This is a genomic window from Micromonospora sp. NPDC047521 (assembly GCF_055587305.1).
Genome location: NZ_JBVJGN010000007.1, coordinates 204,319 through 224,712, shown reverse-complemented (window position 1 = coordinate 224,712; position 20,394 = coordinate 204,319). Strand labels below are relative to the sequence as shown.

The following is a 20,394-nucleotide window of genomic DNA, read 5'->3' as shown; positions in this document are numbered from 1 at the left end:
GTGCGTCAGGATGGCTCGTGGACTCCGATCTTCAGCAGTATCTCGACGACCTGGTCGCCGCCGCCCGGGACGTGCTCGGCACCGAGCTGGTCGGCGCGTACGCGGCCGGGTCGGTGGGGCTCGGCGCGTACCAGGCCGGGCGCAGCGACGTCGACGTGGCGTTGGTCAGCGCCGGTCCGCTGACCGAGGTGGCGAAGCGGGCGCTGGTGGCGCGGCTGCGGCACGAGGCGCTGCCCTGCCCGGCGCGCGGGCTGGAACTGGTCGTCTACCGCCGTGCGGTGGCGGCGTCGGGCACCCCGGAGCCGGGCTTCGAGGTCGAGCTGAACACCGGGGCGACCATGCCGTTCCGGTGCACGCTGGACCCCGCCGACCGGCCCGCCACCGACGGCCGCTTCTGGTACGGACTGGACCGCGGCATCCTGCACCAGAGCGGCCTGCCGCTGCTCGGGCCACCGGCGGGGGAGGTCTTCGCCGACCTGGCCCCGGCCGACCTGCGTCGACTGCTCATCGAGGCGCTGTCCTGGTGGCTCGCGTTGCCGACCCCGTCCGACGACCTGCCCGCGCCGGGCGCCGAGGACGCCGTGCTCGGCGCCTGCCGATCGCTGGTGCGCCACCGCGACGGTGTCTGGCTGGCGAAGGCGGCGGCGGGGCAGCGACTCATCGACGGCGGCGACGCGTCCGAGGTGGTCCGCCAGGCGATCGCGGCGCGACACGGTGGACCACCGCCGACCGGAGGTCAGGCTCGCGCCTTCCAGCGGCGGGTCCGCGACGAGATCGCCGGTACGTGAGGCGGGCGTCCCACACCGCACCGGGCGGGCCTGGAGCGAGGCGAAGAGCAGGTTCAGGCCCTCGGCCATCGTCGGGTGGGTGATGACAGCGTCCCGCAGGGCGGTCCACGGCATCCCCGCGAGCATGGCCAGCTGCACCGACGTGATCACCTCCCCGGCCTCGGCGCCGAGCAGCGCGGCGCCGAGGATCCGGTCGGTGCCGGCGTCGATCACCGCCTTCCACACGCCAGCGGTCTGGCGCAGGGTCCGCGCCCGGGGGATCGCCGCGACGGGCAGACGCGCCACCTGGATGTCGTACCCGGCGCGACGCGCCTCGGTCTCGGTGAGACCGACCCGAGCCAGCTCCGGGGTGGTGAAGACGGTGTACGGAATCAGCCGCCCGGCGGTGCTCCGGCGCTCGCCCGCGAGGTTCGCCCGGACGATCCGGTAGTCGTCGAGCGAGGCGTGGGTGAACTGGGGGCTGCCCGCGACGTCCCCTGCCGCCCAGGTCCGTTCGGCTGTGGTGCGCAGGTGCTCGTCGACCACCACGAAGCCCCGCTCGTCGAGCTGGACGCCGGCGACGTCCAGGCCGAGCCCGTCGGTGACCGGATCCCGGCCGGCCGCCACCAGCACGTCGTCGCCTGCCACCAGGCTGCCGTCGTCAAGGGTCACCCGGACGGCGCCGTCGGCGTCGCGGTCCAGCCGGGCGACCGACACGGCGACGCGTACGTCGATGCCGTCGTGCAGGAACACCCGCAGCAGCGCGTCACTCACGTCGGGATCCTCGCGGCTCAACAGCTGGGGGCCGCCCTCGATCACCGTCACCGTGCTGCCGAACGACGCGAACATCTGCGCGAACTCCACCCCGACGGTCCCGCCGCCGAGCACCACGAGCCGGGCCGGCAGCCGGTCCAGGCGCAGCAGGCTCTCGCTGGTCAGCACCCCGGCCTCGGCCAGTCCGGGAACCGAGGGCAGGTGCGGCCGCGTACCCGTGTTGATCACCACGTCGGCGCCGCGCAGCAGCCGTTCGCCGCCGTCGGGCAACGACACGCGTACCGTCCGGGGGCCGACGAACCGGGCCGTACCGATCACCAGGTGCAGGCCGGAGTCGAGGAACTGCTGCCGGTTGGCGGCGATCATCCCCTCGACGACGTCCTGCTTGTGCGCGCGCAGCAGGTCCACGTCGACCCGAGGGTCCTCGACGGTGAGGCCGAGGGCGCTCGCGTCGCGTACCTGGCGGGCAGCCCGGGCGCTGGTCACCAACGCCTTGGTCGGGATGCACGCGACGTTGATGCAGCTGCCGCCGATCATGCCCCGTTCGACCATCGCCACCCGCCGGCCGGACCGCGCGACGTCCATGCTCAACGTCTTGCCGGCCTTGCCGCCGCCCACGACGAGCAGGTCGAACTCCTCCGGTCCGTCGGTCACCGGGCGCTCCTCTCGGTCGCCGGGCCGGGCCGGCGGGTCGCCGCCGGCGCGCGACGACCCGCCCAGCCTGCCAGCTCCGCCGACCCGTCGAGCCGGTTCCGACCGGAATCCGCCCTGCTCACCGCCGACGCGGCAGGCGGTCAGTGTCGGGCCGTGCCGTTCTCGCTGACCGGCTGCCCGAACGCCAGGAACGGCACCGGCGTCGGTACGTCGGCGCCGATGTGCCGCGGGTAGGTCGGCCGGGCGTCGGCGGGTGGCGCGGAGGCCTCCGGCTCGTCGGCGGCGTCCGAACCACCGGGCTCGGCAGTGACGTGGCCCTCGACGGGCGCCTGCTCGGTTACGTGTTGCGCGGCGCGCTCGTGCTCGTCGACCTGCTGCTCGGCGCGAGCCTGGTCGGGCGTGGGTTGCTCGGCGCGGGTCTGGTCGGCCGTGGACTGCTCGGCGCGGGCCGGGTCGGGCGTGGGTTGCTCGGCGCGGGTCTGGTCGGCCGGGGGCGGCTCGACGGCGGGGCGGTCCAGGCTGATCAGGTTGGCGCCCTGCCGCTCCGGCGTGGACCGGTCGGAGGTGGCCCGGTCGGCGTGGGAACGCGTGCCCACCATCGGGTACTCGGCGGTCTCCGTCCCGCCGGCCGCCGCGGCCATCACCGCGGCGGCGGCCAGGTCAGCCACCCGCTTGGCCTCCCTCTGCACCCGGGCGCGTACCTCCTTGGCGTGCCGCTCGGCGGAGTCGCCGGCACGGCGGGCCTCCTCCAGCCGGGCGCTCTCGGCGGTGAGGTCCCGGCGGACCTCGTTGAGCCGCTGCTGCATCCGGGACAGCTCGTTCTCCAGCGTCTCGCCCTCCTCGCGGATCTCGGCGAGCTGCTGACCGGCGGTGTCCAGTTCGGCGTTCAGCGCCGCGGCCTCCTGCCGACGCTCCGCGATCTCCTGCTGCAACGCGGCGAGCTGCTCCTGGTGGCTGGCGGCCTGCTCGTCGGCCCGGTTGCGCAGCTCGGTCACGTGCTGCTGCGCCTCAGCAAGCAACTCGGCGATCTGCTGCTCGGTGGCGCTGCGCTGCTCGGCCAGCTCCTGCTCGGCGGCGGCCCGCTGCTCGGCGATCTCCTGCTCGGCGGCGGTCCGCCGTTCGTTGACCTCCCGCTCCACGCCGGCCTGCCACTGCGCCATCTCCTGCTGGTTCTTGGCCCGGGCCGCCTGGAGCTCCTGCTGGATCTGCGTACGTGCCGACTTCATCAACGCGTCGGCGGCCACCCGGGTCTGGTTGAGCTGCTGCGCGCTCTGCTCGGTGATCCGCTTCGCCTCGTGCTGGGCGCGCTCGTGCGCGGTCTCACCGTCGACGCGCAGCTGCTCCGCGTGCTCGCGGATCGCTGTCAGCTCGGCCTCGGCCAGGGTGCGCCGCTCCTCGTGGGCCTGCTCCTGCTCGGCGCGTCGGTTCGCCAGCTCCTCGGCGAGGTCCTGGCGCGCCTGGGCGGCGCGTTCGCGGGTGTCGACCAGGATCCGCTCCGACTCGGTACGCAGCTCGTTGGCCCGGTCGGTGGCCGTTTCGATGATCATCGCGGCCTGCTTCTCGGCGAGAGCCATTATCTCGCCCACCATCGGGCCCAGATCCTGGAAGGAGGCCCGGTCCACCTGCACCGGCTGCTCCTGGAGCTCGGCCAGTTCGGCGCGCAGGCGCTGCACCTCGGCGGTCAGTTCGCGGACCCGCACGGCCGAGCGCCCGTGTTCCTTGCTGAGCATGGTGAGCTGGCCGTCGAGCTGCTCCAGGTGCCTGTCCACCTGGCGTTTGTCGTAGCCGCGCAGGGCGAGCTCGAAGGTTGGCCGAGAGGCCGCATCGTCGCGTACTGCGAGCGGCTCAGCGCCGATGGACATGCACCATCCTCCGTACGATCGGGCGCCAGGGGGCCGGCGGTCCGTGAGTGTGGCGCAACGCTACCGCCGCGCCCACCCCCGTGCGAAGCCCCGTCCCCGCCTCCCGCGCGACCCCGGTCCCCGCCTGCGTCGATCGTGGACGGGTGGTGCCCGGAAGATCGTCGTCCGCCGGCTCTGTCACCTGGCACAACTTGATGATCGACGCACGTGGCGGTGGGACTCAGCGGCGGCGGGCCACCAGAACCGCGTCGTGCAGGGTGACCGGATTGCCCTCCGGGTCGGTGGCGGCGCGCGGGCGGGCCTCGGCGGTCACGATCTCCCAACGGGACGGGTCCAGAGAGGCGGCGACGTCCTCGGCGGTGTACATCATGTCCGGTAGGTGCATCCGCCGCGCCGACGTCCACAGGTCCGACGGGTGGTGCCCGACGATGAGCAGGGTGCCTCCCGGGGCCACCGCGGCGGCCAGCCGATCGAACAGCTCCCGCCGCTGCTCCGGAGGCAGGTGCATGAACTGCGCCGACACCAGGTCGTACGCGTCCTCGGCCGGCGGCTTGTCGCGCAGGTCGGCGTGCGTGAACTCGATCCGGTCGCCGACCCCGACGGTGTCGGCGTGCTCGGCGGCGCGGGCCAGCGCCGTGGTCGAGATGTCCACCGCGGTGACGGACCAGCCGCGCTCGGCCAGCCACACCGCGTCGGCCCCCTCGCCGCTGCCCACGTCGAGCGCCCGTCCGGGGCTCAGGTCGGCGGCCTCGGCGACCAGTTGCGGGTTCGGTCGGCCGCTCCACACCGCAGGCCGGGACCGGTAGCGTTCCTCCCACGCCGGCTCCTCGAACGCCGTGGCCACCATCTCCCGGTAGGCGCTCACCGCCGCGCGGGTGTCCTCGGCGATCAGGTCGGCGTTGATCGCCGCGCCGGCGGTGAGGCCGGCCGCGGCGGACGCGATGACCTGGCCGCGGATGTCGGCCACGTTGCCCGCCACCCAGACTCCCGCGACGGTCGTCGCGCCTGTGGCGTCGGCCGGGATCTGGGTGCCGACGACGTGCCCGCCCATCGTCACCTCCTCCGGTGCCAGGCCCAGACCGACCAGCAGGTCGGCGCGGGGAACCGTCCGGCTCGCGACCACGATCGCGTCGAGCGCCACCACCCGGCCGTCCGCGAGGCGTACGCCGGACAGCGCGTCCCCTGTCACCTCCAGCCCGGCGACCGGCCCCGGCACCACGGCGATGCTCCGCGCGGCGAGCCGCTCGGCGGTCTCCTCGTCGGGTGCGGGGGCGTCGTGCAGCAGGAGCAGCACGTGCGGGCTCCACTGTCGCCACATCTCGGCCTGGTGCACACCCATCGGCCCGGTCGCCAGCACGCCGATCCGCCGGTCCTGCACCTCCCAGCCGTGGCAGTACGGGCAGTGCAGCACGTCGCGGCCCCACCGCTGGGCCAGCCCGGGAACGTCGGGCAGTTCGTCGGTCAGTCCGGTCGCCACCAGCAGCCGGCGGGCCCGTACGGCGCTCCCGTCGTCGAGGGTGAGCAGGAATCCGTCGTCGTCGCGGGTGGCGGTCCGCACCGCGCCGGTGCGGAACCGTCCGCCGTACCCGGCCACCTCGCCCCGCCCGATCGCGAGCAGCTCGCCCGGTGGGGTGCCCTCGCGCCCCAGGTAGTTGTGCACGTGGCCGGCCGGCGCGTTGCGCGGCTCGCCGGAGTCGATCACCAGCACCGACCTGCGGGCCCGGCTCAGGGCCAGCGCCCCGCTGAGCCCTGCGGCGCCGCCGCCCACCACCACCACGTCATATGTCTCGTCCACGGGTTTCTCCCTCTGCCGGTCGGTTCCGCCCCACCATCCGTCGCCGCCGACCGGATGGCAACTATCCTTGCCGTTATGGCAAACGAGGACTCCGCCGCGCTGGCCGCCGTCGGCCCCCGACTGCGGGCCCTGCGCCACCGGCGCGGGACCACGCTGACCCAGCTCGCCGAGCTGACCGGCATCTCGGTGAGCACCCTGTCCCGGCTGGAGTCCGGAAGCCGTCGACCCACCCTGGAGCTGCTGCTCCCGCTGGCCCGGGCCTACCAGGTGGCGCTTGACGAGTTGGTGGACGCCCCGGCCACCGGCGACCCCCGCGTACGCCCCACACCGATCGTCCGGCACGGCATCACGTTCCTGCCGCTGACCCGCCGACCGGGCGGCCTCCAGGCGTTCAAGGTGATCTTCCCGCCGGACGCACCCACCCGCGACCGGACCCAGCAGACCCACGAGGGCTACGAGTGGCTCTACGTGCTCTCCGGCCGGCTACGGCTGCTGCTCGGCGACAACGATCTGACCCTGACCTCGGGCGAGGTGGCCGAGTTCGACACCCGCGTCCCGCACCGCATCCTCAACCCGGGCCCCGGCGCCGCCGAAGCCCTCATCCTCTTCGGCCCGCAGGGCGAACGGCTGCACGTGCGCGCCCGCCCCGCGAACGCCGAGGAGCGGTAGGCACGCCGGAGGGCGTCACCGGCGTCGTGGTGTGACGAGTCCCGACTCGTACGCCCACACGACAAGCTGGGCGCGGTCGCGGCAGTGCAGCTTCGCCATCGCCCGGTTGACGTGTGTCTTGGCGGTCAGCGGGCTGATCACCATCCGCTGGGCGATCTCGTCATTGGTCAGCCCCCGGGCGACGAGTTCGACGATCTCCTGTTCGCGGGCGGTCAGCACCTCGCGGCCGGCCGCAGGTTCGGCCGGCGGCGGGCCGGTCACGAACTCGCTGATGAGCGTCCGGGTGACGGCCGGGGCGAGCAGCGCGTCGCCGCGGGCCACGACGGCGACGGCCCGCAGCAGGTCGGGGGGATCGGCGTCCTTGAGCAGGAAACCGCTGGCGCCAGCGCGCAGCGCGGCGAACACGTAGGAGTCGAGCCCGTAGTTGGTGAGGATGAGGACGCGGACCGCGGCGAGGTCGGGGTCGGCGGCGATGCGCCGGGTGGCGTCGATGCCGTCGAGCCCCGGCATCTGCACGTCCATGAGCACGACGTCCGGGCGCAGGTGTCGGGACAGGTGCACTGCCGAGGTGCCGTCGGTGGCTTCGCCGACGACCTCCAGGTCGTCCTCGGCGTCCAGGAGTGCTCGGAATCCGGCCCGCATCAGCGCCTGGTCGTCGGCGAGCAGGACCCGGATCACGCGGGGCCGTCCACCGGGAACGTCGCCCGTACCGCGAATCCCCTGTCGTCGCGGGCGGCGGCCCGCAGGGTGCCACCCAGCCCGGTCACCCGTTCCCGCATGCCCCGCAGGCCGACGCCCGGCGTGGGGGTCCGGTCCGTCGACGCCTGGCCGTCGTCGGTGACCGAGACGGTCAGCTCCGCCGGTGCGTACTCGACGTGGATCTGCGCGGTGGCGGGGCCGGCGTGGCGGGCCACGTTGGTCAGGGCCTCCTGGACGACGCGGTACGCGGCCTGGTCGACCTCGGCGGGCAGCTCCCGTGGCGTACCGGTGACTGTCACCCGCACCGGTACGCCGGCCGCCCGGGTCCGCTCGGCGAGTTCGTCCATCCGGCCCAGTCCCACGCGGTCCCCGTCGGTGGGGGAGCGCAGGACGTCGAGGGTGGTGCGCAGCTCCCGCATGGCCGCGCTGCTGGCCTCCTGGATCGCCAGCAGCGTGGCCGACGGTTCCTCGCCGTGCTTGCGGGCCAGGTGCACGGCGATCCCGGCCTGCACCTTGATCACCGAGATGCTGTGGGTCAGCGAGTCGTGCAGGTCCCGGGCGATGCGCAGGCGCTCCTCGCCGGCGCGACGCAACGCCATCTCCTCGCGGGTGCGCTCGGCCTCGACGGCCCGCTGCTCGACCTGTTCCAGGTACGCCCGGCGCTGCCGCGCGACGAGTCCTGCGACGTTTGCCGCCACGAACCAGCCCAGCAGGAGGGCGGTCCGTTCGACGATCAGCTGACCGGGCCGGTCGGCGGGGGCGACCGAGATGTCGCGGGCCAGGAAGCCGCCGAGGAAGACGAGGCTGGCCAGGGCGGCGGCCGATCGGCGCCCCCGCCAGGCGGCGACGTAGACCGCGCCGAGGACGGGGAACGCGGCGGACACTCCTGAGTGGACGCGGACGTGCAGGGCCAGCATGGCGGCGGTCACCACGCCCAGCGCCAGCACCGGGTGCCGCCGGCACACCGCCAGGGCCGCCGCCATGGCCAGGACCACTGCGACGTCGACAGCCCGGATCGTCGCGGCGTCCGGCGCGAGCGCGGCGTTGCCGAGCAGGAGGCCACCGAGGCCGAGGCCGCTGAGGGCGTACGGCAGGTCGCTGCGCATGTGTCGAACTGTAGAACGGGCCGCCACCAGGGAGCATCCACCGCCTGCGGTAGGTGGGCGTACCGCGGACGCGGTATCGGCGGCCGGGCAGGTGTCTGCGGCGGTACGACGTTTTCCCGGCCCGTCGAGGCAAGCATCGAGCCCATGACATACCGCTTCTTCACCCCCGCTCCGCCGAAGGCCGCGACGGGTCTGACCGCAGAGGTCTACCGGCAGTTGTCTGACGAGTTCCTCGGGCCGGCGCCGACGTTCCAGGCACTCGCGGCCGTACCGGAGGTGCTGGCGGCGACCTGGGCGCTGATGCGTGAGGCAGTGCTCGCCGGGGACGTGTCCCGGGTCGACCGCGAACTCGTCGCGTCGGCGGTGTCCCGGGCCAACCGCTGCCCGTTCTGCGTGGACGCCCACGTGATGCTGCTGCACGCGCTGGGCGAGCACGAGCTGGCCGAGACCATCGCGCGGGGTGGGACGCCACCCGAGCCGAGGCACGCCGAGCTGGTCGCCTGGGCCGAGGCGAGCCGCAGCCCGACAGCCACCGGCTGGACCAGCAGGTACGCCCCCGAGGTCACCGGAACGCTGCTCGCCTTCCACTTCATCAACCGGGTCGTCTCGGCGCTGCTCGACCCCGATCTGCTGCCCGGCGGCCTGCAACGCTCCCCGCTGGTGCGGTCGGTGGGCGGCCGGCTCCACGCCCGCACGGCCCGGGAGCCGAAGGAACCCGGCCGCAGCCTCCCGCTGCTCGACGCCGGCACGACGGCGCCGCCGGCCTGGGCGGGGGAGAGCCCGGTCGGCGTCGCGTACGCGGCGCTGAGGAACGCCGCAACCCGGTGCGGGGACCTGCTGGGCGACGTGGCGCGCCAGACCGTCACGGCCGCCGTGCGCTGGGAGGACGGGCGGTACCCGGCCCGGCCGTCGGACTGGGCGGTCGACCTGGTCCGGGACGTACCCGGCACGGACCGCGTCGGGACCCGGATCGCGTTGCTGGCCGCGTTCGCGCCAAGCGCGATCACCGTGGGCGACGTCGCGCTGTGGCGGCTCTCCCACCCGCAGGACGCCGACCTCGTGCGGCTCGTCGCGTACGGGGCGATCACCGCCACCGACCATGTCGCCCAGGCCCTGACCTCGGCGCACCTCTAGGAGGTCAGCATGCGCAAGGCATTCGTCATCGTCAGCATCCTGTTGCTCGTCTCGTTCGCCCTGCAGTTCGTCTTCGCCGCCGTGGGTGGGTTCACGAAACCGGCTGGCGACGGCGCGTACGCCCTGCACAGCGTCAACGGCATGGCGGTCATCCCCGTCCTCACAGTGCTCACCGCCCTGTTCGCCGCGTTGGCGAGGGCACCGGGCCGGATCATCGGACTGGCGGTCCTGCCGATCGGCCTCGTGGTCGTGCAGGCGCTCATCGCCATGCTCGCGAACGCGTCCACCGACGCCGCCGGGGCCAGCACGCCGCTCGGCCTGACCATCGGCGGGCTGCACGCGGTCAACGGCATCATCGCGGTGCACGTCGTGGTCGGCGTGGTGCGGGCGGCGCGACAGCTGGACCGACCGGAGCCGGCCGCCGCCCCCGTGCCCGTCCGCGAGGGGGAGCCGGCATGACGACCGGTTCGCTGCTCGCGGCGGATCTCGTGATCGCGGTCCTGGCGGCCGCCGGATTTCTGGGCGGTGGCGCGGCGTCCGCCGCGCGGCGCCGTCCGCTCGCGCTGGGGCTGGCGGTCTTCGCGCTGCTCGCCACACTCGCCCGGGCGGTCACGATCGTCGCGCTCGCCCGCGCCGGTTGGTGGTTCGCGGCGGAGAAGGTGGTCATCGCCGCCCCCCTGTCGCTCGCGGCGGTGGCCGTCGCCGGGCCGCGGTTGCTGCGGGCCGCCGCGGGCGACGTCCGGTCCGTCGCGGTTGCGCTGCTCTTCGCCGGGTACGCCCACAGCGGCGCCCTGCTCGTGACGCTCCTGCACGGATATCCCGCGTCGGCGGGCGTGGGACTGCTCGCCGTCGCCGGGGTGCTGGCGGCAACGGCGCTCTCCTGGCTCGCCCTCGGCGCGCGCCCGTCCCGGACGGTGTCCCGGGCGGCCCTCGGGGTGGCGGTCGCGGCGCTGGTCACCGGAACCGGGCTGGTCGTCGCCCCGCCCGCCGCGCCAGGCGTACCCCACGATCACGAATATCGGGACGCGCGGACCGTAGGCGAACCGACCAGGCGGTTCACCCTGACCGCCGCGACCGCCACGGTCCGGGCGGGCGGCCGGGACGTCGCGGCGTGGGCGTTCAACGCCCAGGTCCCCGGGCCGGAGCTGACGGCCACCGTCGGCGACGTCATCGAGGTGACCCTGCGCAACCGGGACATCGCCCGGGGCGTCACGCTGCACTGGCACGGGTACGACGTGCCGAACAGCCAGGACGGGGTGCCCGGGGTGACCCAGGCGGCCGTGCGGCCCGGGCAGGAGTTCGTCTACCGGTTCCGTGCCGACCAGGTCGGAACGTACTGGTACCACACGCATTCGGCCTCCGACGTCGGCGTGCGGATGGGTCTCTACGGTGTCCTGGTGGTGCGCCAGGCGCCGGTGACCGGCGTCGACGTCACCGTGCCGGTGCACACCCTGGCCGGTGTGGCGCTGCCCGAGCCCAGAACAGAGCCGGTCGCGGCGGGCGTGCCCGTGCGGCTGCGGCTGATCAACACCGACAGCACGACCCACAGGTATGCCCTGGCTGGCACCCCGTTCCGGGTCGCCGCGATCGACGGGTCAGACCTGCACGGCCCGACCCCGCTGGTGGACACCGCCGTGCTGATCCCGGCCGGGGGACGCTACGACCTGGTGTTCACCGCACCCGCCACGCCCGTGGCGCTCGTCGTCGACGGACGGGCCGTCTACTCGACCGGGCCCGTGTCGGCGACGACCGCCGCCTGGCCGGTGCTGGACCCGCTCACCTACGGGGTCAGCTCGCCGGCGCCGTGGTCAGGGTTCGACAGACGGTTCACCCTCGTCCTCGACCGTGGTCTCGACCTGCACGGGCTGCTTCCGCGCTACGCCCACACCGTCAATGGCGCGGCCGACCCGGACATCCCGCCGCAGGTCGTACGCCTCGGCGACGTCGTGCGGTTCACGATCGTCAACCGGTCCCAGACCGTGCACCCGTGGCACCTGCACGGCCATCACGTCCTGGTGCTGTCCCACAACGGCCGACGGGCGACCGGCAGTCAGCTGTGGTGGGACTCCTTCGACGTACGCCCCGGCGACGTGTGGGAGGTGGCGTTCCGGGCGGACAACCCCGGAGTGTGGGCCAACCACTGCCACAACCTGCCGCACGCCGAAGCCGGAATGACGCTGCACCTGATGTACTCCTGATCCTCCTCCCACGGGTACGCGGGGAGCCTCCGGTGCGATGCCGGAGGCTCCCCGCTGTGCCCGGTCAGTTGAGGGCGTAGATCTCCGCGGCGGTGGTCCACGGGTTGCCGTTGACCTCGCTCAGGGCGCGCAGCCGCAGGTACTGCCCGGTCTTCGCGGTGAACCGGACCTCCTTCTGGCTGGCGTTGTTGGCGAAGGTGCCGGTGGCCACTGCCGTTCCCCAGTTGGTGCCGTCAGTGCTGACGTAGACCTCGTACTGCCCGATTCGTCCGTTGGCCGCGCCGGAGCCGCCGTCCTGCCGGGGGAGGTAGCGAATTCCGGAGACGGAGTAGCTCGCGCCGAGGTTGATCTGGATCTCGTGGGGCATCGGGGCGTTGCCGCCGGTGTACTTCGTGTGCCAGATGGTGCTGAGGTTGCCGTCGAAGACGTTTGTCGCGGCCCCGTTCTCGGCGGCCGTCTCCTGGCTGTCCACGTACTTCAGGGACCATGCGGTACGCGGAATGACGCCGGCGCTGGGCACGCAGACGGTGCTCAGCTGGTGTGCGCCCCGGTCGGGACGGCATCCCTGGGTGACGGCGCCGCCGAAGTAGTCCCGGCTGCCCGGGTTGGTCATGGCCTGGCCACTGGCCAGTGCCGGGGAGCCGGTGCGGAGCCGGTAGCCGCCGGCGTCACTGATCGAGGTGGCGGTGCCCGGCGCGACGAACAGCGGATCGGCCGTGATCTTGTTCGGGTCGGTGGGCTCACCGGCCGGGTGCTGGCCGTAGAACACGTTGGAGTCGAACAACAACGCGCCGGCGTTGTATGTGGCCTGGGTCGTGGTCACGTAGAAGATGTTGTTGTAGAACTCCGCGTTGGCGCCGGTCGAGCCGTTGCTGTTGTTGATGATCTGGGCTGCCTGGCCGACGTAGAAGACGTTGTTGTAGATCTTCGTGTTGGTGAGCTTGCCGCACACGAGGTCGAAGATCTGGCCGCGGTCGTTCTGGCTGATGTTGTAGCGCACGATGTTGTCTTTGGTGGTGGAACCCCCGCCGTTGCACAGCAGGATGAAGCCGCCCTCGTTGTCGTGGCTGTAGTTGTACTGGTAGATGGTGCGGATGTTGCCCTCGTCCAGGTCGAAGCCCTGCCCGTCGCAGGTGCTCCGGCCACCGCTGACCTCGTTGAACTGGAACAGGGCGTCGTTGATGTTCCAGCCCCAGATGCCTGCGGCGCACTGTGCGGGCTCGCGGACCCGGAAGTCGTCGACCCGGTTGTTCTCGACCAGGGCGCTCTGCGTGTGGTGCACGTCGATGGCGTCGCCGCCGATGTCGGTGACCGTGTTGCCGCGTACGACGACGCGGGTCTGCGGCAGCCAGTTGCCGCAGGTCGAGCCGCAGTTGGGGTTGGCCAGCTCGGGCCGGACCATCCAGCGGGTCCAGAAGTGGATGCCGTAGCGGTCGACAGTGGCGATCGTGTTGTTGTTGATCAGCACGTCGTCGAACTTCGTCTGCGTGGTGTAGCCCAGAACCTCGAAGAAGATGCCGGCGCTGGCGTCGTCGTCCTTCTTGGTCTGGTTGCCGTTGACGTCATGCACGCTCAGGCCGGTCACCCGGTAGTAGGTGCCGGTGCCGGAGTTCTCGCGGATGATGTGCACGCCGCGGCGGGTGGCGATCGCCGACCCCTTGTTGGAGATGTCCAGGTTGCGGATCTCCCAGTACTGCTGGTTGTAGAGCTTCACGACGTCGACGACCGCGCCGTTGCCGGCCAGCACCGGCTTGGCTCCGCTGCCGTAGGCGTCGACGATGATCGGTGCGCCGGAAGCGCCCGAGCCCTTGGGGAAGAGTTGCTGGTTGGCGCACGTGGTACCCCGCCGGATCAGGATCTGATCTCCGGCGGCGAACGTCCTGGCGTTCACAGGAGTGAAGCTGTTCCAGGGGCTGGCCTGGGTGCCGCTGCCCGAGGTGCTCGCGGAGCAGTCGACGTAGTAGTTCGTTGCGGCTGCCGCGGCGGGGGGCGCGGCGACCAGTATCGCGGTGGCCAGGGTGGTCAGAGCCACAAACGAGGACCTGAACAAGCGCATCAAGAGTCCTAACCGTGGGGGTGGTCGGGGGAGCGGTTCACGTGCGTGTAGCTGTCCTGCGCGTACGACCGGGAGGTGTCGCCAGCGACGGACCCGGGGGACCGCGGGCTCGTCGGCCGGCGCCGGCCCGGTTCACCGGAACTTTCGGTTGTAGTCCGCGAGAAGACCGATCAGGACGGCGAGCGCCACGAGCATGATCGCGAGGCTTCCCCAGCCGACCGTGGGCCGGACGACCACCACCGTGACGACGCAGGCGAGCGCGACCAGAATCCGGGCGACGACGAGCACTACGACACGCGTCGGTTCCTTCATGACATCCCTTTCTCGGGCCTCAGCCCTTGACGCCGCCGGCGGCCATGCCCTGGATCAGGCGGCGCTGGATCAGCGCGTACAGGAGCAGCACCGGCACGATGACGATGACCATGCCGGCGTAGAGCCGCCCGGGGTCCGCGGCCGCCTTCTGCGCGGCCATCAGGTTGAGCAGGCCGACCTGCAACGTCTTGCCCTCACCGGGCAGCAGCGTCAGCGCGATGATGAAGTCGTTCCAGTACGCCAGGAAGTTGAACAGGATCACCGTGGTGACCGCCGGGCGAGCCATCGGCAGCATCACCCGCGTCATGATCCGGAAGCGGGACGCCCCGTCCAGCAGCGCCGCCTCCTCGAAATCCCCCGGGATCGACCTGAAGTACGCGCTCAACAGGTAGATCGTGAACGGGATCGAGGTCGCCGCGTAGACAAGCGAGAGCATCGCCGGGTTGTCGAGGAAGAACCCGTCCGGGAACACGTCGACAAGCGCGCGGTCCCAGTCGACGAGCATCAGGAAGATCGGCACCACGATGTAGTTCACGTTGACGAAGAGCCCGGCAAGCAACGCCAGCTCGACGATGCTCTTGCCACGGAACTCGTACCTGGCGACGACGTACGCCGCCGGCACCGAGACGGCCAGCACGAAGACCAGGCCGAGGACTGTGACAAGCACCGACGTGGCGAAGTAGCGGCCCATGTTCGCGCCGCCGAACGCGTCGACGTAGTTCTGCAGGTGCAGGCCTTCGGGCAGGGTCCAGGGGCTGCCGAAGAACTCGCTCTTGCGCTTCAGCGAGGCCACCAGCACCCAGGCGACGGGGATCACGATGAGCGCTGTGATCCCGCCGACGAGCAGGTGGGTGAGGCCACGGCCGGGCCGCGGACCGGATTTGTTGATCGTGGTCATGGAAGTGTCCTCTAGAACTGGAGGGGCTCACGCCGGGTCGCGCGGCTCACCAGGAGCGACACGAGGAACGAGAAAGCGAAGATCACCACACCGATGGCCATGCCGTAGCCATAGGCCGAGTTCGTGTACGCCTGCTTGTACATGTAGCTGAGCAGCACCTCGGAGGCGCCGTCCGGGCCGCCACCTGTCATCGCCCGGACCAGCACGAAACTGAGGTTGACCGCGCTGAGGATGAAGAACGTCAGCGTCGTGCGCAGGTTCTGCCAGATCAGCGGCAGCGTGACGGCGAAGAACTGCCGAGCGGCCGACGCGCCGTCGAGCGCCGAGGCCTCGTACAGCTCCTCCGGGATGCTCGCCATGCTCGACATGTAGATGACCATGTAGTAGCCCAACGACTGCCACAGCATCGCGATCGCGACCGAGTAGAGCACCAGCTTCTGGTCCCCCAGCCACACCCGTTGCAGGCCGTCCAGCGACAGCAGCCGGAGTGTGCCGTTGAGCAGGCCGTTCTCCTGGTCGTAGACGGCCGAGAAGATGGCCGCGATCACCACCACCGAGAGCACGTTCGGGACGTAGAGCACGAACCGGTAGAGGGTGTGGCCGCGCAGCTTCTGCCGGGTCATGACGGCCGCGAGGAACAGGCCCATCCCCATCGTCACCACTGTCACGACCACGAGCAGCGCGACGGTGTTCTGGAACGCGCGCAGGAACTGCTCGTCGTCGAGCAGCTTGCTGAAGTTGTCCAGGCCGACGAAGCGCATCTGCGTCGAGAAGCCGCTCCAGGTGTAGAGCGACATCCGGAACACGCTCACCGTCGGCCAGATCATGAACAGGGCGAACAGCGCCAGCGCCGGTAGCAGACAGACGGCGACGAACCGGCCGTCGCCGCGCCGGCCGCGCGCGGCGGTACCGCGCGCCGACGCCGGGGATCGGCCGGACGCCCGCTTGCTGGCGCCCGGGGTTGGTGGAGTGAGGGTCGTCGTCACCGTGACCAGTCCTTGGCTCTCGCAGGGGGAGGAAACGGCGGCAGCCCGGTTCCCGGGCTGCCGCCGGGCGTCACTTGCCCGCCTGCCGCAACTTCTCGCTGGCGTCGTTCAGCGCGGTCTGCCACTGGTCGACGGTCTTGTCGCCGCTGATGATGCTGTTCGCGGTGTCGAAGAGCGTGCCCTTGATGTTCACGCCCTCGACAGGCGCGGTGCTGGCGAAGCCACCGACCAGGGCGGTGATGCTCGGGTCCTCGTAGAGCTGGTAGAACGGGGCGATCTCGGCGGGCAGCGTCGAGGCGATGCCCTTGATCGGCTGGATCGCGTTGGCCTTGGCGAAGATGCCGGCGGCCTCGTCGGAGTAGAGGTACGCGACGAAGTCCTTCGCGGCGTCCTTGTTCTTCGCGTCGCTCGGCACCCAGACCGACTCGACGATCGTGGTCAGGTAGCGCTTGCCACCGGCGGAGACCGCCGGCAGCGGGGCCATCGCCCACTCGAAGCCCGTGGAGCGCGGCGCGTCCTTCATCTCGCCGACGACCCAGGTGCCGTTCGGCATGAAGAGGGTCTTGTTGTCGAGCAGAGACTGCTGGTTCTTGGTGAAGTCCTGCTCGTTCGCGTACCCGACCGTGGTCTTCGCCGCGTAGCTCAGCAGCTTGGCGGTGATGTCCAGGACCTGGCGCGCCTGGGGGGTCTTCCAGACACCCTCGGAGTACGTCATGGCGTCCTTGTAGAACTGCTCACCGCCGACGTCGGCGAGCAGCGCGAAGAAGAACGAGTCCAGGTAGCCCGCGGTCGGGTACGTGAACAGCGCGATGCCCTCGGCCTTGGCGGTGTCGCCGAGCTTGAACATGTCGTCCCAGCTGGTGGGGACCTGCCAACCCTTCTGCGCGAAGAGGCCCTTGTTGTAGACCAGGCCGGTCGGCGCGTAGTACATCGGCATCAGGTAGGTCTTGTCGTCGTTGTACGGGTTGGTGCTGAGGTTGCCGACGATCCCGTCGGCGAGCTTGGCCCGCACGGTGGACTGTTCGCCCGGGACGGTCATGTCCAGGACGCCTGTGAGGTCCTCCAGCGCCTTGTCCTTGACCAGTGTCTCGGCGAGCGCGGCCTTGCGGCCCTGGGGCAGCACCACGACGTCGGGGAACTTGCCAGCCTTCATGTTGGGGCTGATCTCGTCCTCAAGGGTCTTCGAGAGCTGAAGCTGCACATCCACGTCGGGGTGCTTCGCCTTGTAGGCGTCGACGACCTGGACGTACATGTCCCGGCCGTAACCGCCCTCGAACGCCGCGATCTTCAGCGTCTTCTTGCCGTCGGCGTCGTCGTCGCCTCCGGAACAGCCGGCGAGCAGGCTCAGCGCTGTCGCTGCGGCGACCGCTAGGACGATTGGTCTTCTCAACATGGGGGGTCCTCCATGGGCGGTGCGCACGGCGGTGCGGAATTGAGCGGCGTGGACGGGCATGGCATAGGCCCACAAGATCGCGGGCGGGGCCATGCGTTGTTACTGTGGCACCCGTAACATGAGTCGTCAAGAACGAGTGCCGACAGCGCGGAGGGGGTCGGGGGTCAGTGGGACCGCGGCGCGGCGGTCGACTCCCGGACGATGAGGCTCGGCTGCGCCGCCGATTCCCCGGCGTCCTCGGTGCCCAGCAGGAGCGCGACGGCGGCGGCCCCGGAGCTGTAGAAGTCCTGGCGGACGGTGGTGAGCGGCGGGTGGCAGTACGCCGCCAGCTCGATGTCGTCCACGCTCACGATCGACACGTCCGCGGGCACCGACCGCCCACGCTCCCGCAGCGCCCTGATCACCCCGAACGCCATCTCGTCGCTCGCCACGAAGATGGCCGTGACCTCGGGAATCATCGCGAGGATCTGCCCCTGGCGGTAACCCGACTCGGGCGACCAGTCGCCCTCCAGCGCTGGCGGCGCGTCGATCCCGGCGGCGGTCAGGCACTCCTGCCAGCCCTGCCGGCGTTGACGGGCCTCGATCCACTCGTCCGGCCCGGCCACGTGCCACACCTGGCGGTGCCCGGAGTCGAGCAGGTGCTGGGTGGCCATGCGCCCGGCCTCGTGCTGGTCGATGCCCAGCACCCGGGCGCCTGTGGTGCGCGAGCCGTCCACCGTGACCGTGGGGATGTCCCTGGTGATGTCCTCCATCCGCTGGGTCACGGAGATCAGCGGGACCGCGATGATGATGCCGTCGACGCCCTGGTCGGACAGCTTGAGCAGGGACTTCTCCATCATGGCGGTGTCCAGCTCGGCGATTGTCGCGATGCTCACCGAGTACCCCGCCTGCCCGGCCGCCGCCTCCACCCCGGCGGTCACCGCCGAACGCGAGTAGTAGCCGCCGGACTGGAGCAGGACCAGGCCGAGCGTGAAGCTGCGGCCGGACGACAGCAGCCGGGGGGCGCCGTTGTACCGGTACCGGAGCTGCTCGACGGCGGTGAGCACGCGCCGGCGGGTCTCGGCGTTGACGTTCGGCGAGTCGCGCAGGGTGCGGGACACCGTCTGCGCCGACACGCCGGCGGCACGTGCCACGTCAGCCATGCTCGGCTGCTTGCCACGCATTGTCGCCTCGGTCATCCGCGCCACCCTCCTGGAAACCTGTACTGGCGCATCCTATCGGCATTGTTAGGAATGGCATGGGTAACATAGGCTGCCGCCATGATCGAGACGACCCGGCGGGGCAGCGCGACAGCGCCGCCGACGAGACCCTCTCCCGCGCTCGGCTGGCACGACCGCCAGCTCTACCGGCACGGGGTCCCGCACCGCATCCTGTCCGGCGCCCTGCACTACTTCCGGGTCCACCCCGAGTTGTGGCGCGACCGGATCCGGCGGCTGGCCGACCTGGGTCTGAACACCCTCGACACGTACGTGCCCTGGAACTTCCACCAGCCGCACGCCGATCGCGCACCCCGCTTCGACGGGTGGCGCGACCTGGAGGCGTTCATCGCGCTCGCCGGCGAGGAGGGCCTCGACGTCGTCCTGCGGCCCGGCCCGTACATCTGCGCGGAATGGTCGAACGGTGGACTGCCGGCCTGGCTCACCGCCCGAGACGTGGCCCTGCGCACCTCCGACCCGGCGTTCACCGAGCCGGTCGAGCGGTGGTTCGACAACCTCATCCCCCGCATCGCGCGCCAGCAGACGCACGCCGGCGGACCGGTCGTGGCGGTACAGGTCGAGAACGAGTACGGCAGCTACGGCGACGACGAGGCGTACCTGCGCTGGAACCGCGCCGCCCTGCTCGACCGCGGCATCACCGAGCTGCTGTTCACCGCCGACGGCCCCACCGAGCTGATGCACGACGCGGGTACGGTGCCCGGAACGCTCGCCGCCGCCACCCTCGGCTCGAAGCCCGAGGCAGCCCGTGCCCTGTTCGCCGAGCGCCGGCCCGACGAACCGTTCGTGGTCGCCGAGTACTGGAACGGCTGGTTCGACCACTGGGGCGAGCGGCACCACGTCCGCGCCGTGGACAGCGCCGTCCGCACTCTCGACGCCATCATCGCCGAGAGCGGAAGCGTCAGCCTCTACATGGCGCACGGCGGCACCAACTTCGGGCTGTGGGCCGGCGCGAACGCCGAACGGGGCCTGCTGCAACCCACCATCACCAGCTACGACTCGGACGCGCCTATCGCCGAGGACGGGACACTCACCGCGAAGTTCCACGCCATGCGCCGGGCACTTGGCGCCACCGGGCCACTGCGAGTGCCCGAGCGGATGCCTGTCCTCGCGCCGGCGCGGGTGCCGTTGACCCACCACGCCGACCTGATCGCCGGCCTGCGCGCCGTACCGGCACCGGAGTCGACAGGGCCACGGCCGGCCACCTTCGAACAGCTCGGCCTGGACGCCGGGATGGTGCTGCTCACCGCCCACCCGAAGATCCCGCCGGGCGCGCACACGATCGTCCTGACCGACGTACGCGACCGGGCCGTCGTCCTCGCCGACGGTGTACCGATCGGAGTGGCAGACGGTGCGCATCCGGAGCTACCGATCCACGGCACCGGGGCGACCGTGCGCCTGGAAATCCTGGTGGAGAACCTGGGCCGCATCAATTACGGACCCCTTGTCGGACAGCACAAGGGCCTGCTCGGTCCGGTGCTCGTCGATCGCCGGATGGTGCACGGTTGGACCAGCTCGCCGATCGCCCTGACCGAGTGGACACCTGACGACCTGCGCCGTGCGACAGGCGCCGGACCGGCAAGCACCGGCGCCGGTTTCGCCGTCGCGACGGTGCGCCTCGACGAGCCCGCCGACACCTTCCTGGCCCTGCCCGGCTCCGTGCACGGCATGGTCTGGGTCAACGGGTTCCTGCTCGGCCGCTACTGGGACATTGGCCCGCAGGTCACCCTGTACTGCCCGGCGCCACTGCTGCGCAGCGGCGAGAACACGGTGGTCGTCCTGGAGACCGACCGCCTCGGCTCCGTCCTGGAGCTGCGCGACCGGCCCGAGTTGGGCCCCACCGAGGAGTACGTCGAGGAGTTCGACTGACCGACAAG

The 20,394-nt window shown here is 71.5% G+C and carries 16 protein-coding genes; 5 read left to right on the top strand and 11 right to left on the bottom strand.

Annotated elements, in window-relative coordinates:
* Window positions 1–5: 5 nt before the first annotated feature.
* The 3 genes from ACZ6N8_RS18050 to ACZ6N8_RS18040 all read right to left on the bottom strand — a co-directional run bounded on the left by ACZ6N8_RS18050 (window position 6) and on the right by ACZ6N8_RS18040 (window position 5,852).
* The gene (locus ACZ6N8_RS18050) at window positions 6–2,195 is read right to left on the bottom strand and encodes a dihydrolipoyl dehydrogenase family protein (protein WP_466011220.1); all 2,190 of its coding nucleotides are present in this window, start codon (window positions 2,193–2,195) and stop codon (window positions 6–8) included.
* A gap of 140 nt (window positions 2,196–2,335) precedes the next feature.
* Window positions 2,336–4,057 carry a coiled-coil domain-containing protein gene (locus ACZ6N8_RS18045; protein WP_466011219.1) on the bottom strand — a complete coding sequence of 574 codons (1,722 nt, stop codon included), beginning with the start codon at window positions 4,055–4,057 and terminating at the stop codon, window positions 2,336–2,338.
* Between the two features lie 220 nt (window positions 4,058–4,277).
* Entirely contained in the window at window positions 4,278–5,852 is a 1,575-nt protein-coding gene (locus tag ACZ6N8_RS18040; RefSeq protein WP_466011217.1) for an FAD-dependent oxidoreductase, read from the bottom strand.
* Between the two features lie 75 nt (window positions 5,853–5,927).
* Between ACZ6N8_RS18040 and ACZ6N8_RS18035 the strand changes: the two genes are divergently transcribed.
* On the top strand, window positions 5,928–6,521 hold the full coding sequence (locus ACZ6N8_RS18035) for a helix-turn-helix domain-containing protein (protein WP_466011216.1): 594 nt from the start codon (window positions 5,928–5,930) through the stop codon (window positions 6,519–6,521).
* 15 nt (window positions 6,522–6,536) lie between these two features.
* On the opposite strand, the gene ACZ6N8_RS18030 is transcribed toward ACZ6N8_RS18035, so the two are convergent.
* The gene (locus ACZ6N8_RS18030) at window positions 6,537–7,199 is read right to left on the bottom strand and encodes a response regulator (protein WP_466011214.1); all 663 of its coding nucleotides are present in this window, start codon (window positions 7,197–7,199) and stop codon (window positions 6,537–6,539) included.
* Window positions 7,196–8,326: a sensor histidine kinase gene (locus tag ACZ6N8_RS18025; RefSeq protein WP_466011212.1), complete on the bottom strand. Its 1,131-nt coding sequence runs from the start codon at window positions 8,324–8,326 to the stop codon at window positions 7,196–7,198. The genes ACZ6N8_RS18030 and ACZ6N8_RS18025 overlap by 4 nt, the downstream gene beginning before the upstream one ends.
* Window positions 8,327–8,470: 144 nt before the next feature.
* Here ACZ6N8_RS18025 and ACZ6N8_RS18020 point away from each other — a divergent pair, with 144 nt between their 5' ends.
* Genes ACZ6N8_RS18020 through ACZ6N8_RS18010 form a run of 3 tightly spaced genes read left to right on the top strand, consistent with a single transcriptional unit; the run spans window position 8,471 to window position 11,658 of the window.
* Window positions 8,471–9,460, top strand: coding sequence for a carboxymuconolactone decarboxylase family protein (locus tag ACZ6N8_RS18020; RefSeq protein WP_466011210.1), 990 nt, complete (start codon window positions 8,471–8,473; stop codon window positions 9,458–9,460).
* Between the two features lie 9 nt (window positions 9,461–9,469).
* Window positions 9,470–9,919 carry a DUF6220 domain-containing protein gene (locus ACZ6N8_RS18015; RefSeq protein WP_466011208.1) on the top strand — a complete coding sequence of 150 codons (450 nt, stop codon included), beginning with the start codon at window positions 9,470–9,472 and terminating at the stop codon, window positions 9,917–9,919.
* Window positions 9,916–11,658, top strand: a complete 1,743-nt coding sequence (locus ACZ6N8_RS18010) for a multicopper oxidase family protein (RefSeq protein WP_466011206.1) — start codon at window positions 9,916–9,918, stop codon at window positions 11,656–11,658. The genes ACZ6N8_RS18015 and ACZ6N8_RS18010 overlap by 4 nt, the downstream gene beginning before the upstream one ends.
* A 64-nt stretch (window positions 11,659–11,722) precedes the next feature.
* Here ACZ6N8_RS18010 and ACZ6N8_RS18005 read toward each other — a convergent pair whose 3' ends face one another.
* From ACZ6N8_RS18005 to ACZ6N8_RS17980, 6 genes are all read right to left on the bottom strand, one after another.
* Window positions 11,723–13,690, bottom strand: coding sequence for a discoidin domain-containing protein (locus ACZ6N8_RS18005; protein WP_466011204.1), 1,968 nt, complete (start codon window positions 13,688–13,690; stop codon window positions 11,723–11,725).
* A 156-nt stretch (window positions 13,691–13,846) separates the two neighbouring features.
* Entirely contained in the window at window positions 13,847–14,026 is a 180-nt protein-coding gene (locus tag ACZ6N8_RS18000; protein WP_364364121.1) for a DUF6903 family protein, read from the bottom strand.
* 19 nt (window positions 14,027–14,045) lie between these two features.
* Window positions 14,046–14,924: a carbohydrate ABC transporter permease gene (locus tag ACZ6N8_RS17995; RefSeq protein ID WP_466011202.1), complete on the bottom strand. Its 879-nt coding sequence runs from the start codon at window positions 14,922–14,924 to the stop codon at window positions 14,046–14,048.
* A gap of 11 nt (window positions 14,925–14,935) precedes the next feature.
* Window positions 14,936–15,910, bottom strand: coding sequence for a carbohydrate ABC transporter permease (locus tag ACZ6N8_RS17990; RefSeq protein WP_466011200.1), 975 nt, complete (start codon window positions 15,908–15,910; stop codon window positions 14,936–14,938).
* A gap of 70 nt (window positions 15,911–15,980) precedes the next feature.
* Window positions 15,981–17,303 (bottom strand): carbohydrate ABC transporter substrate-binding protein, encoded by a 1,323-nt coding sequence (locus ACZ6N8_RS17985; RefSeq protein WP_466011198.1) that lies wholly within the window; start codon window positions 17,301–17,303, stop codon window positions 15,981–15,983.
* Window positions 17,304–17,467: 164 nt separating this feature from the next.
* Window positions 17,468–18,481: a LacI family DNA-binding transcriptional regulator gene (locus ACZ6N8_RS17980; RefSeq protein ID WP_466011196.1), complete on the bottom strand. Its 1,014-nt coding sequence runs from the start codon at window positions 18,479–18,481 to the stop codon at window positions 17,468–17,470.
* Between the two features lie 81 nt (window positions 18,482–18,562).
* On the opposite strand from ACZ6N8_RS17980, the gene ACZ6N8_RS17975 reads away from it, so the two are divergent.
* The gene (locus ACZ6N8_RS17975; protein ID WP_466011194.1) at window positions 18,563–20,386 is read left to right on the top strand and encodes a glycoside hydrolase family 35 protein; all 1,824 of its coding nucleotides are present in this window, start codon (window positions 18,563–18,565) and stop codon (window positions 20,384–20,386) included.
* Window positions 20,387–20,394 lie beyond the last annotated feature (8 nt).

Bases quoted from the DNA above. Each gene is read 5' to 3' on its own strand.
- ACZ6N8_RS17980 (WP_466011196.1), bottom strand. From the start codon at position 18,481: ATGACCGAGGCGACAATGCGTGGCAAGCAGCCGAGCATGGCTGACGTG.
- ACZ6N8_RS18000 (WP_364364121.1), bottom strand. From the start codon at position 14,026: ATGAAGGAACCGACGCGTGTCGTAGTGCTCGTCGTCGCCCGGATTCTG.
- ACZ6N8_RS17995 (WP_466011202.1), bottom strand. From the start codon at position 14,924: ATGACCACGATCAACAAATCCGGTCCGCGGCCCGGCCGTGGCCTCACC.
- ACZ6N8_RS18045 (WP_466011219.1), bottom strand. From the start codon at position 4,057: ATGTCCATCGGCGCTGAGCCGCTCGCAGTACGCGACGATGCGGCCTCT.
- ACZ6N8_RS17975 (WP_466011194.1), top strand. From the start codon at position 18,563: ATGATCGAGACGACCCGGCGGGGCAGCGCGACAGCGCCGCCGACGAGA.
- ACZ6N8_RS18010 (WP_466011206.1), top strand. From the start codon at position 9,916: ATGACGACCGGTTCGCTGCTCGCGGCGGATCTCGTGATCGCGGTCCTG.
- ACZ6N8_RS18020 (WP_466011210.1), top strand. From the start codon at position 8,471: ATGACATACCGCTTCTTCACCCCCGCTCCGCCGAAGGCCGCGACGGGT.
- ACZ6N8_RS18035 (WP_466011216.1), top strand. From the start codon at position 5,928: ATGGCAAACGAGGACTCCGCCGCGCTGGCCGCCGTCGGCCCCCGACTG.
- ACZ6N8_RS18025 (WP_466011212.1), bottom strand. From the start codon at position 8,326: ATGCGCAGCGACCTGCCGTACGCCCTCAGCGGCCTCGGCCTCGGTGGC.
- ACZ6N8_RS18015 (WP_466011208.1), top strand. From the start codon at position 9,470: ATGCGCAAGGCATTCGTCATCGTCAGCATCCTGTTGCTCGTCTCGTTC.
- ACZ6N8_RS17985 (WP_466011198.1), bottom strand. From the start codon at position 17,303: ATGTTGAGAAGACCAATCGTCCTAGCGGTCGCCGCAGCGACAGCGCTG.